The sequence below is a fragment of the Pseudorhodoferax sp. LjRoot39 genome (assembly GCF_964253035.1).
Classification (GTDB): domain Bacteria; phylum Pseudomonadota; class Gammaproteobacteria; order Burkholderiales; family Burkholderiaceae_C; genus Pseudorhodoferax.
On the sequence record NZ_CAXUQL020000001.1, the window covers coordinates 5,592,004 to 5,603,783 of the forward strand.

The 11,780-nt window shown below is 69.0% G+C and carries 13 protein-coding genes; 1 reads left to right on the top strand and 12 read right to left on the bottom strand.

All coding sequences use genetic code 11. From position 1 onward, the window contains the following. Positions 1-52: 52 nt before the first annotated feature. From ACSQ4M_RS26000 to hemN, 6 genes are all read right to left on the bottom strand, one after another. Complete coding sequence (locus tag ACSQ4M_RS26000) at positions 53-1,354, bottom strand: HD-GYP domain-containing protein (protein WP_436192284.1); 1,302 nt, start codon at positions 1,352-1,354, stop codon at positions 53-55. Between the two features lie 33 nt (positions 1,355-1,387). Beyond that, positions 1,388-2,965 (bottom strand): methyl-accepting chemotaxis protein, encoded by a 1,578-nt coding sequence (locus ACSQ4M_RS26005; protein WP_436192285.1) that lies wholly within the window; start codon positions 2,963-2,965, stop codon positions 1,388-1,390. Between the two features lie 69 nt (positions 2,966-3,034). Further along, entirely contained in the window at positions 3,035-3,457 is a 423-nt protein-coding gene (locus tag ACSQ4M_RS26010) for a hypothetical protein (protein WP_436192286.1), read from the bottom strand. Positions 3,458-3,468: 11 nt separating this feature from the next. After that, complete coding sequence (locus ACSQ4M_RS26015) at positions 3,469-4,662, bottom strand: porin (RefSeq protein WP_436192287.1); 1,194 nt, start codon at positions 4,660-4,662, stop codon at positions 3,469-3,471. Between the two features lie 348 nt (positions 4,663-5,010). After that, a complete protein-coding gene (locus ACSQ4M_RS26020; protein WP_436192288.1) occupies positions 5,011-5,721 on the bottom strand; it encodes a sulfite exporter TauE/SafE family protein in 711 nt (236 codons plus the stop codon). A gap of 190 nt (positions 5,722-5,911) precedes the next feature. Beyond that, positions 5,912-7,321, bottom strand: a complete 1,410-nt coding sequence (hemN, locus tag ACSQ4M_RS26025; protein WP_436192289.1) for an oxygen-independent coproporphyrinogen III oxidase — start codon at positions 7,319-7,321, stop codon at positions 5,912-5,914. A 115-nt stretch (positions 7,322-7,436) separates the two neighbouring features. Here hemN and fnr point away from each other — a divergent pair, with 115 nt between their 5' ends. Beyond that, complete coding sequence (gene fnr, locus ACSQ4M_RS26030; protein WP_436192290.1) at positions 7,437-8,156, top strand: fumarate/nitrate reduction transcriptional regulator Fnr; 720 nt, start codon at positions 7,437-7,439, stop codon at positions 8,154-8,156. On the opposite strand, the gene ACSQ4M_RS26035 is transcribed toward fnr, so the two are convergent. The 6 genes from ACSQ4M_RS26035 to ccoO are packed head-to-tail and all read right to left on the bottom strand — an operon-like array spanning position 8,134 to position 11,760. Further along, the gene (locus ACSQ4M_RS26035; RefSeq protein WP_436192291.1) at positions 8,134-8,379 is read right to left on the bottom strand and encodes a hypothetical protein; all 246 of its coding nucleotides are present in this window, start codon (positions 8,377-8,379) and stop codon (positions 8,134-8,136) included. The two genes, fnr and ACSQ4M_RS26035, sit on opposite strands and share 23 nt — an antisense overlap. Positions 8,380-8,387: 8 nt before the next feature. Continuing rightward, a complete protein-coding gene (locus ACSQ4M_RS26040; RefSeq protein ID WP_436192292.1) occupies positions 8,388-8,639 on the bottom strand; it encodes a nitrogen fixation protein FixH in 252 nt (83 codons plus the stop codon). Positions 8,640-8,649: 10 nt separating this feature from the next. Then, positions 8,650-10,071 (bottom strand): cytochrome c oxidase accessory protein CcoG, encoded by a 1,422-nt coding sequence (ccoG, locus tag ACSQ4M_RS26045; RefSeq protein ID WP_436192293.1) that lies wholly within the window; start codon positions 10,069-10,071, stop codon positions 8,650-8,652. A 7-nt stretch (positions 10,072-10,078) separates the two neighbouring features. Then, positions 10,079-10,978: a cytochrome-c oxidase, cbb3-type subunit III gene (gene ccoP, locus ACSQ4M_RS26050; RefSeq protein ID WP_436192294.1), complete on the bottom strand. Its 900-nt coding sequence runs from the start codon at positions 10,976-10,978 to the stop codon at positions 10,079-10,081. 9 nt (positions 10,979-10,987) lie between these two features. Further along, entirely contained in the window at positions 10,988-11,125 is a 138-nt protein-coding gene (locus ACSQ4M_RS26055) for a cbb3-type cytochrome oxidase subunit 3 (protein ID WP_436192295.1), read from the bottom strand. Between the two features lie 11 nt (positions 11,126-11,136). Continuing rightward, positions 11,137-11,760 (bottom strand): cytochrome-c oxidase, cbb3-type subunit II, encoded by a 624-nt coding sequence (ccoO, locus tag ACSQ4M_RS26060; RefSeq protein WP_436192296.1) that lies wholly within the window; start codon positions 11,758-11,760, stop codon positions 11,137-11,139. Between the last annotated feature and the right edge of the window lie 20 nt (positions 11,761-11,780).

An 11,780-nucleotide genomic window follows, 5' to 3' on the forward strand; every position in this document is an offset into this window, starting at 1 on the left:
ACCGCGGCGCGCCGCCGCCATGTGGGCCTGGGCCGCGTCGGCCTGTCGGACCTCATACCGCAACGGCTGGCCGCGCCGGCACCTGGTGTTCGTAGAAGCAGCGCACGCGCGACACGGGCGCCAGGTAGGCTCGCGCGCTCGCAGGCAGCTGCGCCGGCTTGAGGCTGCGGCGGATCCCTTGCTCCGGCACCGATTCCAGGTCCAGGATGAGGGCCTGGTCGGGCGGCACGGCCGGGTCGTGCACGAGCACGCGCGGCTTGAGCGGGCGCGTGGAGTTGACCGACACCACCAGCGCATAACGCTCGTTGGCCAGTTGCACCACCGAGCCCGGCGGGTACACGCCCATCATGCGGATGAAGGCGCCCAGCACCTCGGCGTCGAAGCAGGCCTTGTGGCGCGCGAAGGTCAGCGCCAGCGCCTCGTGCGGCGTCAGCGCCTGCGCCTGCGCCAGGGGGGGGGGATTGCACAGGCGGTCGTAGCGGTTCACGAGCGCGAGCACCTTGCCGCCCGTGCTCATGTCCTCGCCCTGCACACCGGCGGGAAAGCCGCTGCCATCGGCCATCTCGTGGTGCTGCCCGATGGCCTGCAGCGCCCAGGCCGACAGGCCCATGCGCCGGCCGGTCTTCACGCTCTCGCGCACATGGCTGCGGTAGATGGCCATGTCTTCGGGCGTGTAGCGCTCGTCGCGCATGCGCAGGCGCGCCGGCAACTGCTGCTTGCCCAGGTCGTGCAGCAGCGCGGCGATGCCCAGTTCGGTCAGGCCATGCGCGGGCAGGCCCAGGGCCCGGCCCAGCAGCAGGGCCAGCACCATGGTGTTGGCCGGGTGCGTGGCCTGGCTCTCGCCCGTGCCCTCGGACAACAGGCGGATCGTGGCCTCGCCATCGACCAGGATCTCGGCCACGCAGCGGGCCACCAGCGCCTCGCACTGCTCGCGCATGGCGACGGGCCGTGCGGGCAGTTCCTCGACCACGCGCTGGTACAGCTGCACCACTTCGCCGAAGCGCTGCTCGCAGTGCTGCAGGTTGGCCTGCTGGGTCGCGAGCTGCTGGTGCCGCTGCGCCTGCAGGGCGCGGGCCTCGGCCTGCAGCCGGTCCTGCACCGCGTCCTCGGAGCGCACATCGCCGCTGCTGGAGAGACCGCCGAAATCCGAAGGCGGCTCCTCGGGATCGCTGCGGTCGGGGAAGTAACGCACCTGCGTCAGGCCCAGCGCGCGGATAGTGCGGATCTGGTTGCTCGAGGTGATCTTGAAACTGCCGCGTGGGAAGGGATGGTCCATCCAGCCCAGGTCGAGCTGGATGAACAGGCCGCGCCGGAGTTGACCGACATCGATCAACTGCGAGCTCTTGTCATCCATGGCGAAAACAGCACGCGGCCTGGCATCGGAACATTATGTCGTGGCCATGGCATAGGTCGACACGGCTTGCGCGGTCTGCGCCACAGGTGCCGCCACCGCCCCGAGCCGGAAGCGCTCGACCGCCTGCTGCAGGTTGCCGGCCTGCGACTGCATGCTGCCCGCGGCGGCGGCGGCCTGCTCGACCAGCGCGGCGTTCTGCTGCGTCATCTGGTCCAGCTGCACGATGGACTGGTTCACGTCGGCGATGCCCTGGCTTTGCTCGGTCGAGGCGGCCGTCACCTCGCCGATGATGTCGGACACGCGCTGCACGCTGGCCACGATCTCGCCCATGGTGGCGCCCGCGTCCTTGACCAGCAGCGCCCCCGAGCCCACGCGCGCCACGTTGGTCCCGATCAGCACCTTGATCTCGCGCGCCGCCGCGGCGCTGCGCTGCGCCAGCGAACGCACCTCGCTGGCCACCACCGCGAAGCCACGGCCCTGCTCGCCCGCGCGTGCCGCCTCCACCGCAGCGTTCAGCGCGAGGATGTTGGTCTGGAACGCGATGCCGTCGATCACGCCGATGATGTCGCCGATCTTGCGCGAGCTGGCGCTGATGTCCTCCATCGTGGTCACCACCTGGCTCACCAGCTCGCCGCCCTTTTGCGCCACGCTGGCGGCCGAGCCGGCCAGCTGGTTGGCCTGGCGCGCCGCATCGGCGCTCTGGCGCACGGTCTCGGTCAGCTGCTGCATGTGCGAGGAGGTCTGCTCCAGCGAGCTGGCCTGGCGCTCGGTGCGCTCGGACAGGTCCTGGTTGCCGGCCGCGATCTCGCGCGAGGCCACGGTCATCGCATCGGTGCCGCCGCGCACGTTGGCGACGATGGCGGCCAGGCCCTGCGCCATGTCGCGCACCGCCGCCAGCAGGCTGGCATCGGCGCCGCTTGCCACCTTGATCGACTGCGACAGGTCGCCCTCGGCCATCTGGCGCATCACGTCGCGCGCGTACTGCGGCTCGCCGCCGAGCTGGCGCCAGATGTTGGCGATCAGCAGCCACGAGCCCAGCGCCAGCACGGCGACCACGACGAGACCGCTGGCCACGGTCACCACCACACCGGAACGCACGCCGGTCTCGGCGCGCGCCAGGTCCTCGTCGAAGCTGGTGCCGGCATCCTTCTGCATCGTCCCCAGCTCGGTTTCCAGGCGCTTGAGCGCCGCCTGCATGCGCGGGATGGAGCCGGCCTGGTCGCCCTGCTTGATGCCCAGGAACAGCTGCGCGGTCTCCACGGCCGCGGCGTAGTAGGTCTCGAAGTCGCGCTCGAGCTGCGCTGCCGCCTCGGCCTTGCCGTGGATGGCCTGGATGCGCGCCAGCGTCTTGCGCATGGCGGCGGCACGCTCGGCCGCCTCGTCGAGCCGCTTCTTCTCGCCCTCGGCCACGGCGCTCTGCACCGTGTTGCCCAGGCCTTCGAGCTGGCTGGCGAATGTGTTGGACGCGTCCAGGTAGGGGTGCGAGACGTCCCCGACATGGTCGATCGCACCCTGCGTGCGCGTCGCAAAGAACAGCACCACCGCGATGCCGATGCCGAACAGCACGGCCGCCAGGACGGGCAACAGCACGATGCGTGTTTTCAGATTCATGCCAAGCTCCAGGGTGGCCGCTGCAGCGGCTCCGGCCTGCCGGCACCGGAACCGCCGAGCGGCATGCCGTCAATCCACGTTCAACACCACCTTCACCGAGCCATCGACGGCCGATTTCTCGATGTAGCCGATGGCGTCCGGATTGGCCGCCACGAAGCTCTTCACATCGGCCGCGCTGGCCAGTTCCTTGGGCGGCGTGGCCTTGCCCGAGAACACCAGCCGCGACCAGCCGGCCTTGACCTGGGCCGAGGACTTGCCCGTGACCTTGGTGTAGAACTGCTCGCGCACCGCGGCACTCTCGGGCAGGTCGGCGGCGGCTGCCGCCGCGCCGCTGGGCAACTGGTTGCTCTTGCCCAGGAAGATGCTTGCGACCTGGTCGGCCGTCATGGCCGCCGTGGCGCTTTTGGCGCCGACCACCACGGCCACCTGGGCCTGGGCGGACAACGCGGCAGCGGACAGCGCCAGCGTGCAGAGGATTCTGATGCGGTTCATGCGGCGCCCCCTCAGAACACGAAGTCCACAGCCAGGCTGTAGACGCTGACACGCTTGTCGGAGAAGCTCGGCAGTGCGTTGTAGAACTGGCCGGCGCCGGTGGTCTTGATGCTGTCGATCTGGGCCTTCACGGCGATGTTGCGCATGGCATCCCAGCGCACGCCCAGTCCGATGGTCTTCTGCGGCGTGCTCTGCAGGCCCACCGCGTAATCCACCAGCGCACGCTGCGGCAGAACGGCCGGGATGGTGTTGTTGACGTTGGTGTCGTCCGTCTTGAGCCGCGACAGCGTGGCATAGGGCGTGAACTTGCCGATGCGGTAGCCCAGCGTCGCATACCAGCCCGTGGTGTCGGGGATGAAGGACTTGGTCTTGCGCTTGGTGTACTCGGCCATGGCCACCCAGTTGCCCACGTCATAGCTCAGCCCGATGCCGCTGAAGCTGGCGCGCTTGTCGGTCGGGTCGATCTCGTCGCCCACGCTGGCGAACGGTGTCTGCCGCAGCAAGCTCACAAGCTGGGCGGCCCCGGTCGAATGCACCGTGAGCTTGCCCGTCGCGTGGCCCAGCCGCAGGTTCAGGCCGTCCACCAGCTCCAGCGTGGCGTTGACGCCGACCAGCGACTTGATCTCCACCTTGACCGTCTCGACGGTGGACGAGGCCTTGCCGCCGAAGGCCTGCAGCGTCAGCGTCTTGCCGGCCACGCTGGTCTGCCAGCTCACGTCGGCGCCGTCGAAATGGCTGACCGGCACCTGGCCGTAGACATCGATGGGCGGGCGCAGCCAGGTGTTCGCATAGCCCACGTCACGGAAATCGGACACCGCGAAGAACGGCCCGCCGATGCGCCCGACGCGCAGCGCCAGACCGGGCGTGACCTGCCACTTGGCGAAGGCCCATTCGATGTCGGGCCAGAAGCTGCCGTCGCCATCCTGCTTGCTGAGCACCTGCACCGTGGCCGAGAACTGGTTGTTGAACTTGGCACCGAGCTGCACCCCGAGCTTGCTGTCGACTTCGCCGCTCCAGGACGACTTGTTGCCGCCGCGGACCTGGCCCGGAATCACGTAATCGGCCCCGTCCCTGCTGGTACTCACCAAGCCGGCGGTGCCGAAGCCCGACAGCGAGAAGATCGAATCGGCCTGGCCCTGCGCGTGGGCTCCCGTTCCCAGGCCGGCCAACGCCGCTGCGGCGACCATGCCAAGCTGAAATCTCATGGCGTACTCCTTCGATGAACTGCGCAGCGTGCAAGGCCCGTGCGGCGACGAGTGCACCCTGCGATTCGCGCAGGCGGTCAGCGCGAGACCGGCAGCGCTCTGGCGATCCGACCATTCAGCGGCCGGTACGTATCGATGGCGAAACCAGGTGCATGTGTGCTATTTCTTGTAGCCCCCTTTCGTGCATGCATGCTACGTGGCAGGACTTCAGCGATGACATGCATCCCCCGGCCGGCTGTCGCCTCCAGAATGCCGGTCATAGACAGATGGCGACGAGGCGACTGCACCTGGCGCATTGCATGCCGCCGCCATGTGGCGGCGGTGTGGTGCCAGCAGGAGCGCAGTTGCTTACCGCGGCAGGCACCAGGGCGCCTGTGCGTGCACAAGGCCGTGCCACAGCGCCCAGGAAGAACTGCCCAGCAAGGCCAGGCCGGCCAGGCGCGTGCCCCAGGCCGAGAGTGCCTCCGCCCGACCGGCCAGCACGCCGTGCGGCCCGCCGGCCAGCGCCGGCAGGCGCAGCACCAGCCAGGGCGCCGCCCACAGCGACAGCGCGGAACCGGCCGCGAAGGCCAGCATGGCGCCCGCACCACGGGCCACATCGCCCGCGAGCGCCGCCGTCAGCAGCGCCGCCTGCAGCAAGCCGCAGGGCATCAGCGCCCAGGCCAGGCCCACAAGGAAACTGCCGCCACGCCGCGGCGCCAGCGCGCGCACGCGCTGCCACAGCGCCCGGCTCTGGCGTTCCAGCCAGGCCGGCTGGCGTGCCTGCAGCAACAGCACCAGCCCCAGCGCGATGGCGGCCAGGTGCACGAAGCTCCAGAGTGGCCGCAAGGCCACGCTGGCGCCGCCCAGCCAGCCCAGGCCCTGCATGGACCAGGCGGCCAGCGCGCCCATGGCCGCGTAGCCGGCGGCCCGGCCGGCATGGAATTGCGCCAGCGCGCGGCCGCCCTGCGGCCCGGCGGCGCGGCCGATGCCAGCACAGGCCGCGCCGCACATCAGCGCGCAGTGCGGGCCGCCGGCCAGACCCATCAGCAGCGCCGTCATGCCCAGTTCGGCGGCCATCTCAGTTATCCATTGCGCTGGCGCGCCACCCGCAGGACACGAAACTGGGACGCAAGCCACTGCTCCGAAGGCCGCGGAGCAGGCCATGCCAGCGGACGCCGCGGAACGGGCTCTGCCCGGCCGCTGGCGGCGCCCCTGGAGGGGGATGGAATGGCTGCACGCAGTGAGCCGTTCAAACGGGGTGGTTCCATTACAGGATGCGCGAGAAGCGCGCGCGGGTGCGGTCGGCCTGCACGTAGCGGTCGAACACCATGGCCACGGCGCGCACCAGGTACCAGCCCGTCGCCGTGACCTGCAGGCCCTGGGCGTCGATCTGCACCAGGCCGTCGTCCTGCAGCACGCGCATCTGCTCCAGTTCGGCTCTGAAATACTGGCGGAAGTCGATCAGCCAGGCCAGCTCGACGGGTTCGAACTGCAGCGCGCCCTGGCACATCAGCGCCATGATCACGCTGCGGCGCAACAGGTCGTCGCGCGTGAGCGCCAGCCCGCGCACCACGGGCAGCGCACCCTGGTCCAGCAGGTCGCAGTACTGCTCCATGGTCTTGGCGTTCTGCGTGTAGCTGGCGCCAATCTTGCCGATGCCCGACACGCCCAGCGCGATCAGGTCGCAATCGGGCTGCGTGCTGTAGCCCTGGAAGTTGCGGTGCAGCCGGCCCTGGCGCTTGGCCACGGCCAGCGCGTCGCCGGGCAGCGCGAAATGGTCCATGCCCACGTAGACGTAGCCGGCGGCTTCGAAACGCGCCAGCGCCGCGCCCAGCATGGCCAGCCGCGCCGCGCCGTCGGGCAGCTGTTCGGCATGGATGCGGCGCTGCGGCTTGAAGCGCTCGGGCAGGTGCGCATAGCCATACAGCGCGATGCGTTCGGGACGCAACGCGACGACCTGCTCCAGCGTCTGCGCGAACGAGGCCGGGGTCTGCAGCGGCAGGCCGTAGATCAGGTCCACATTGATGGACTCGAAGCCCAGGCCGCGCGCGCTGTGCACCAGCTGCTCCACCTGGGCGTAGGGCTGCACGCGGTGCACGGCCTTCTGCACGGCGGGGTCGAAGTCCTGCACGCCGAACGACAGCCGGTTGAAGCCCAGCGCCGCGAGGTGCTGCAGCCGCGCAGCGTCCACGGTGCGCGGGTCAATCTCGATGGCGTATTCGCCGCCCGGCGCCAGCGCGAAGCGGCTGCGCAAGAGGTCCATGAGCCGGGCCAGTTCGGCATCGTTCAGAAAGGTCGGGCTGCCACCGCCCAGGTGCAGCTGCGAGACCGGCTGGCCTTCGCCCAGCGCGGCCACGTACAGGTCGATCTCGCGCGCCAGGTAGTCCAGGTAGGGCGCGGCCCTCTCATGGCGCTTGGTGATGATCTTGTTGCAGGCGCAGTAGTAGCACAGCGACTCGCAGAACGGGATGTGCACGTACAGCGAGAGCGGCAAGGCCCGCCCCGCCCCGCCGTGGCGGCGCTGCGCCAGCGCCTGCTGCAGGTCGTCCGGGCCGAAGGCCTCGACGAAGCGGTCGGCCGTGGGGTAGGAGGTGTAGCGCGGGCCGGGCCGGTCGAAGCGCTGCAGCACCTCGGTGGGAATGGCGTGGGCAGCAGGGCAAGCCAGTGGAGTCGTCATGGGAAATCCTCAGACTCTGGACTGTGCCTGCGTCGACCTGACCAGACCTTGATCAAGATCAAGCCTTTGTTCGCTCATTTTTGAGACAATTTGCGTCACGTCATGAAAGGACGCCATGCTGCCGCACACCATCAAAGTCGCCTGTTCCAACTGCAACCTGCGTGAGCTGTGCATGCCCATGCAGCTGGACCAGCAGGAACTCGAGCGCATCGACGAAGTGGTCGCGACGCGCAAGTCCGTGAAGCGCGGCGCCACGCTGTTCCACAGTGGCGAGAAGTTCGTCTCGCTCTACGCGATCCGCACCGGCTTCTTCAAGACCACGGTGGCCACCGACGACGGCCGCGAGCAGGTGACGGGCTTCCAGATGGCCGGCGAGATCATCGGCCTGGACGGCATCGTCAACGACAAGCACAGCTGCGACGCCGTGGCGCTGGAAGACGCCGAGGTCTGCGTGATGCCCTTCGACCGGCTCGAAGAGCTCTCGCGCGAGGTCAACGCGCTGCAGCACCACGTGCACAAGATCATGAGCCGCGAGATCGTGCGCGAACACGGCGTGATGCTGCTCCTGGGCAGCATGCGCGCCGAGGAGCGCGTGGCGGCCTTCCTGCTGAACCTGGTCAAGCGCCTGCATGCCCGCGGCTTCTCGCGCAGCGAACTCGTGTTGCGCATGACGCGCGAGGAGATCGGCAGCTACCTGGGCCTCAAGCTCGAAACCGTGAGCCGCACCTTCTCCAAGTTCGTGGAGGACGGCACCGTCGAGGTCAAGCAGCGGCACCTGCGCATCCTCGATGCCGATGCGCTTGCCCGCATCGTCAATCCCCAGGTCTGCCACTGACCGTCTCCGGTGTCGCCAGCAGCAGCGTGAGCGCGCTGCCCGCCATGGCCACCACCCAGAACGCGAAGAAGCTCGCGGTGTAGACCGCCATCGCCGACCAGTCCAGCGCCCGGCCCAGCCAGTGCAGGTCGTGCGGATCGACCAGCGCGAACACGATGATCTCCAACACGCCGGCGGCCAGGAAGGCCGGCCAGGCGATCCACATCCAGCGCCGCGCGGCCATGGCCTGCCTCAGCGCCGCGCCGGCACGCCGCCGGTCGCCGCGTGGTTGCGCCCCGCCATCGCGGGCTGCAGGTCGAAGGCATCCTCGGCCGCGACCTGCGCCGGCGGCGCCGTGACCACCGGGTCGGCCCCGCGGAAGGCGATCACCGCCGTCGCGATGCCGGCTACCACGACCACCAGCGGGCCGCCGATCACCATCCAGACCATGCCGTAGCGCCACCAGGGGCGCACGACGCGGCTCGCTTGCTGTTGTTCTTGCATCAGAGTCTCCTCACCGGGGAACCAGGAACACGGACTTCTCGCGCACCTGCTCGTTGCCGTCCAGCATGCGCAGTTCGAAAAGGATGGGGTGCGAGCCACCGGCCGCCCCGCCCTGCTGCAGCGGCAATTGCAGGCGCACGGCGACCCAGCGCGAGGCCGTGGCGTCGACCTCGACCTCGGGCTCGGATGTGACGACGAGCCCGGGCAGCCCGCTCGCGGCGATGGCGAAGCGCTGCTGCGACTCGGTGGCGTTCATGATCTGCAGCCGGTAGACGTTCTCGATGGCGCCGCCGGCCACGATGCGCGCCATGGCACCGCGGTCGCGCACCACGTCCACCTTGAACGGCGTGCGCAGCGCCAGGCTCACGGCCAGGCCCAGCGAGATCGCGAGCAGCACGCCGGCATAGACCAGCACGCGCGGGCGCAACACCCTGCGCCAGATCTGCGCGCGACTCCAGCCCTTGGCCAGCCCTTGTTGCGTCGTGAACTTGACGAGGCCGCGCGCGTAGCCCATCTTGTCCATCACGCCGTCGCAGACGTCGGCGCAGGCGCCGCAGCCGATGCACTCGTACTGCAGGCCCTTGCGGATGTCGATGCCGGTCGGACAGACCTGCACGCACAGCGTGCAGTCGATGCAGGCACCCAGGCCGCGCGCCGCCGCGTCGGCGTTGCGCGGGCGGCTGCCGCGCGGCTCGCCGCGGGCGCTGTCGTAGCTCACGATCAGCGTGTCGCGGTCGAACATCGCGCTCTGGAAGCGCGCATAGGGGCACATGTACTTGCAGACCTGCTCGCGCAGGAAGCCGGCATTGCCGTAAGTGGCCAGGCCGTAGAACAGCACCCAGAAGACCTCCCACGGGCCCATGGTCGTGGTGATGAAGGACATGGCCAGCTCGCGGATCGGCGTGAAGTAGCCCACGAAGGTGAAACCGGTCCACAGCGCGAAGACGATCCAGGCGGTGTGCTTGAACCACTTCTTGACGAACTTCTCCATCGACAGCGGGGCCGCATCGAGCTTCATGCGCGCACCGCGGTCGCCCTCGATGCGCCGCTCGATCCACAGGAAGATCTCGGTGTACACCGTCTGCGGGCACGAGAAGCCGCACCACAGCCGGCCAGCCACGGCCGTGAACAGGAACAGCGACAGGGCCGAGATCACCAGCAGGCCCGCCAGGTAGATGAAGTCCTGCGGGTACAGCACCAGGCCGAAGATGTAGAAGCGCCGCGCCTCCAGGTCGAACAGCAGCGCCTGCCGCTCGCCCCACTGCAGCCAGGCGGTGCCGTAGAAGGCCAGCTGCGTGAGCCAGACCAGGGCCCAGCGCCAGTTCTGGAAGAAGCCCGCGACGGTGCGCGGGTAGACCGTCTTCTGGGCCTCGAACAGCGGGACCAGTTCGGACTCGGGCTGGATGGGAATGAGCTTGCGCTCCGCGCTCATGGCAGCCTCAACGGTTCGACAGGCCCCAGACGTAGGACGCCAGCACGCGGATCTGCTCCGCGCTGAACTTGCCTTCCTGCGCCGGCATCTGGTTGGTCTTGCCGTTGTTGACCATGGCGACGATGGCCTCCTCGCCCCAGCCGTGCAGCCAGATGTCGTCGCTCAGGTTGGGCGCGCCCAGCAGCGGATTGCCCTTGCCGTTGCTGCCGTGGCAGGCCGCGCAGACCGTGAACTTGGCCTTGCCCAAGGCGGCGCGCACCGAGTCGTGCGGGCCATTGGACAGGCTCAGCACGTAGTGCGCCACGTTGCGCACGTCGTCCGGCGTGCCCACCGCCGCGGCCATGGGCGGCATGGTGCCGATGCGGCCCTTGGCGATGGTCTCGGCGATCTTCTCGGGATCGCCGCCCCACAGCCAGTCGCCGTCGGCCAGGTTCGGGAAGCCCTTGCTGCCGCGTGCGTCCGAGCCGTGGCACTGGGCGCAGTTGTTCATGAACAGCCGCTCGCCGATGGCATGGGCCTGTGCGTCCTTGGCAATCTCGGGCACAGGCATCGCGGCGTACCTGGCGTAGACCTGCGCGGTGGTCTCCTTGTGCTTGGCCACGTCGGCCGCGTGCTCGCCCACCGAACTCCAGTTCAGCGTGCCCGGCTTGTCGCCCAGGCCGGGGTACAGCACCAGGTAGAGCACGCCGAACACCACGGTGATGACGAACATCCACACCCACCAGCGCGGCAGCGGGTTGTTCATCTCGCGCAGGTCGCCGTCCCAGACATGGCCGGTGGTGTTGTCGCCGGTCGGCGAGACGCGCGCCTTGCCGGCGCCCCACAGCAGCAGCACGCAGCCGAGGATGCCGCCCAGGGTCACGGCAATGATCGCGATGGACCAGAAGCCGCTTGTGAAATCGCTCATGGTGTCCTCTTACTCCTGCTCGAAGGGCAGTTGCGCTGCCTCGTCGAACGATTGCTGGTTGCGGCGCGACCAGGCCCAGGCCCAGATCGCAATGAAGGCGATGAACGAGGCCACGGTGGCCACGGAACGCAGGGTGTTGATGTCCATGGTCCAGTTCCTCACTTCACGGCCAGGCCGAGCGACTGCAGGTAGGCGATGGTGGCCTCCATCTCGGTGCGGCCCTTCACGTCGGCCGGCGCCTTGGCGATCTCTTCGTCGCTGTAGGGAACGCCCAGGCGGCGCAGCGCGCGCATGTTGGCGGCCAGTTGCGCGCCGTCGATCGTGGCCTTGTCCAGCCAGGCGTAGGCCGGCATGTTGGACTCGGGCACCACGTCGCGCGGGTTCAGCAAGTGGATGCGGTGCCACTCGTCGTTGTACTTGCCGCCCACGCGGTGCAGGTCGGGACCGGTGCGCTTGCTGCCCCACTGGAACGGGTGGTCGTAGACGAACTCGCCGGCCAGCGAGTGGTGGCCGTAGCGCAGCGTCTCGGCCTGCAGTGGGCGGATCATCTGCGAGTGGCAGTTGTAGCACCCCTCGCGCAGGTAGACGTCGCGGCCGGCCAGCTGCAGCGCGGTGTAGGGCTTGACGCCTTCGATGGCGACCGTGGTGGTGCGCTGGAAGAAGAGCGGCACGATCTCCACGAGGCCGCCGACCAGCAGCACCAGCAGGATCAGCACGATCATCAGGAAGTTGTTGGTCTCGATGCGCTCGTGCGCACCGGGCTTGTCGAGGTTCTGCGACATGGTTGTTCTCGTGCGTGGGT

Bases quoted from the DNA above. Each gene is read 5' to 3' on its own strand.
- ACSQ4M_RS26000 (WP_436192284.1), bottom strand. From the start codon at position 1,354: ATGGATGACAAGAGCTCGCAGTTGATCGATGTCGGTCAACTCCGGCGC.
- ACSQ4M_RS26005 (WP_436192285.1), bottom strand. From the start codon at position 2,965: ATGAATCTGAAAACACGCATCGTGCTGTTGCCCGTCCTGGCGGCCGTG.
- ACSQ4M_RS26010 (WP_436192286.1), bottom strand. From the start codon at position 3,457: ATGAACCGCATCAGAATCCTCTGCACGCTGGCGCTGTCCGCTGCCGCG.
- ACSQ4M_RS26015 (WP_436192287.1), bottom strand. From the start codon at position 4,662: ATGAGATTTCAGCTTGGCATGGTCGCCGCAGCGGCGTTGGCCGGCCTG.
- ACSQ4M_RS26020 (WP_436192288.1), bottom strand. From the start codon at position 5,721: ATGGCCGCCGAACTGGGCATGACGGCGCTGCTGATGGGTCTGGCCGGC.
- hemN (WP_436192289.1), bottom strand. From the start codon at position 7,321: ATGACGACTCCACTGGCTTGCCCTGCTGCCCACGCCATTCCCACCGAG.
- fnr (WP_436192290.1), top strand. From the start codon at position 7,437: ATGCTGCCGCACACCATCAAAGTCGCCTGTTCCAACTGCAACCTGCGT.
- ACSQ4M_RS26035 (WP_436192291.1), bottom strand. From the start codon at position 8,379: ATGGCCGCGCGGCGCTGGATGTGGATCGCCTGGCCGGCCTTCCTGGCC.
- ACSQ4M_RS26040 (WP_436192292.1), bottom strand. From the start codon at position 8,639: ATGCAAGAACAACAGCAAGCGAGCCGCGTCGTGCGCCCCTGGTGGCGC.
- ccoG (WP_436192293.1), bottom strand. From the start codon at position 10,071: ATGAGCGCGGAGCGCAAGCTCATTCCCATCCAGCCCGAGTCCGAACTG.
- ccoP (WP_436192294.1), bottom strand. From the start codon at position 10,978: ATGAGCGATTTCACAAGCGGCTTCTGGTCCATCGCGATCATTGCCGTG.
- ACSQ4M_RS26055 (WP_436192295.1), bottom strand. From the start codon at position 11,125: ATGGACATCAACACCCTGCGTTCCGTGGCCACCGTGGCCTCGTTCATC.
- ccoO (WP_436192296.1), bottom strand. From the start codon at position 11,760: ATGTCGCAGAACCTCGACAAGCCCGGTGCGCACGAGCGCATCGAGACC.